The organism is Saccharomonospora saliphila YIM 90502, assembly GCF_000383795.1.
Classification (GTDB): domain Bacteria; phylum Actinomycetota; class Actinomycetes; order Mycobacteriales; family Pseudonocardiaceae; genus Saccharomonospora; species Saccharomonospora saliphila.
Map to the genome: position 1 here is coordinate 17,623 of NZ_KB912607.1, position 2,231 is coordinate 19,853.

1 protein-coding gene is annotated in these 2,231 nt (G+C 74.9%); it reads right to left on the reverse strand.

Annotated elements, in window-relative coordinates:
* Nucleotides 1-43: 43 nt before the first annotated feature.
* Nucleotides 44-2,077: a S9 family peptidase gene (locus SACSA_RS0101905; protein WP_019813058.1), complete on the reverse strand. Its 2,034-nt coding sequence runs from the start codon at nucleotides 2,075-2,077 to the stop codon at nucleotides 44-46.
* Between the last annotated feature and the right edge of the window lie 154 nt (nucleotides 2,078-2,231).

Below are 2,231 nucleotides of genomic sequence, written 5' to 3' on the forward strand. Positions count from 1 at the left end.
GGGCACGTGCCCGCGCGGTCGGGGCGGCCGGCTCGCCGACGGCTCACTCGCCGACGGGCAGATGCCGCCGCCACCAGTCGAGCACGGCCTCGAACCGCTGAACGCGGTGCCGCGGTCGGCCCGAACGGGTCAACTCGTGCCCCTCCCCGGGAAAGACCAGCAACTCCGTTTCGGTTCCCGCGCGCCGCAACGCCACGAACATGCGCTGCGCCTGTTCGATCGGACAGCGCCAGTCCTGTTCGGAGTGCACGACGGCGAACGGGACCGTGATGCGGTCGGCGTAGGTCAGCGGGCTCGACCGGCGTCGCACCTCCGGGTCGTCTCCCAGGTAGGCGTCGGCGAAGAACCAGCCGATGTCGGAGCTTCCGGTGAACGAGTCCCACGCGTTCACCGCGCGCTCGCTCCACGCCGCGCGGAAACGATGCCCGTGGTGCGCGGCGAGCCAACCGGTCATGAACCCGCCGTACGACCCGCCCATCACGCCGACCCGGTCGGCGGATACGTCGGACCGCGCCGTGGCGGCGTCGAGCAGCGCCAGCAGGTCGTCGGCGTCCACGGTGCCGAACGACCCGACGACCGCGCGGGCGTGCGCCTCGCCGTACCCCGCCGACCCGCGCGGGTTGCCGAGCACCACCGCATACCCCGCTGAGGCGTAGACCTGCGCCTCGTCGAACAGGCCCCAGTCGTACTGGGCGAACGGGCCACCGTGCACCACCAGCAACGTGGGGTGCGGCCCCTCGCCCTCGGGCAGGACCAGCCAGCCGTGAACCGGATAGCCGTCGGGCGCCCGCGCCGTCAGTTCCTCGGCCGGGCGCACCCCGGCCGACCTCAACGCCGCGGAGAAGTCCGTCCGCGCCACCGCGGTGCCCACCGCACCGTCGTGGCCACTCGCCGTTCCGGCCGTGTCCGCGGTGTCGAGCAGGACGACCTCACCGGTGTCCGACGGCCCCGCCTGGACCACGGCGATGCGTGAGCCGTCGACGGCGAACCCGCGCACCGCCGCGCGGGTGCCCGCGAGCACGGGCAGGTCCGCCAGCGCGACCCGGTCGCCCCGCCGGGGCACCGACCGCAACTCGACCGCACCCCGGTTCCGCACCGCGACCACGAGCCGGTCCCCGAACGGCGCGGGCCTTCCGGCCTCACCGGCGCAGTCGACCGATTCACCGTCGGTGAGCCTGCGCGGTGTCGCCACGGTGCCGTCCCCGGAGAGCGGGGCCGCCCACAGGCCGGTGTTGCGAGCCACCGCGGCGAAGCCGTCGAACTCCGTGCCGAAGAAGAAGACGGTGCCGTCCTCGTCGACGACGGGGCCGGACGCACGGCCCGCACAGCGCACCACCGGCTCGGGCGGCCGGCTCGGGTCCCCGTCGGCAGGCACGGCGTACAGGTCGCTGTGCAGAGTCTCCACCCGGTCGTGCCCGCTCGGACCGACCACGAGCACGCGGCGCCCGTCCGGTGTCCACGCCGGATCGTCGACATCGAACGCGCCGTCGGTGAGCGGGAACGCCTCCGGCCTGCCCGGGACACCATCGCCCGCACCCGCGACCGTACCGGGCACGGCCTCGACCACGAACAGCGTTCTCGGCCGGTCCCGCAGGAACCCGACATCGTCCACGCGGTAGTCCAGCCGGGTGATCCGCCGGGGTGACTCGGCCTCCGGTGGCGGCGGGGTTCCGGCGTCGTCCTCATCGGACCGCGGTGTGCCGTATCGGCCGGGTTCCGGAACCCGGGCGGTGAACGCCAGGCGCCGGGAGTCCGGGGACCACACGGGCTCTCCCGCGCCCAGCGGGAGGTCGGTGAGCCGCCGCGCCTCCCCTCCGTCGGACGGCATCACGTGAAGCTGCGGGGCACCGCCCTCGGCACGCAGGAACGCCACCCACCGGCCGTCCGGGGACAGGGCGGGCGCGGTGTCCCGGTCGGCGTGGGTCCAGACGTCGACGCCGTCGACGCGGACGCGGTGGAGAGCGCTGGAATAGGTGTCGCCGGAGAGGTCGGGGCGAGCCACCGCGGTCAGCAGCAGCTCGCCCCGCAGCGTCGGCCTCCCGGGCACGGCCGTGAGGGCGAGGTCGGTGGGGCGCATGCTCGCACCCTACCGCATTTCCTTACCCGTGCTAACGAGTTACGCGTCGCGCGCGAGAGGCGGGGCCGCGTCCGAGACGCCCGCGCCGTCCCGGACACCCTCGGCGGGCGCGACCGTGCCGGGACGGGAGCCGTTCCCGTCGGTGCCCGTCGCG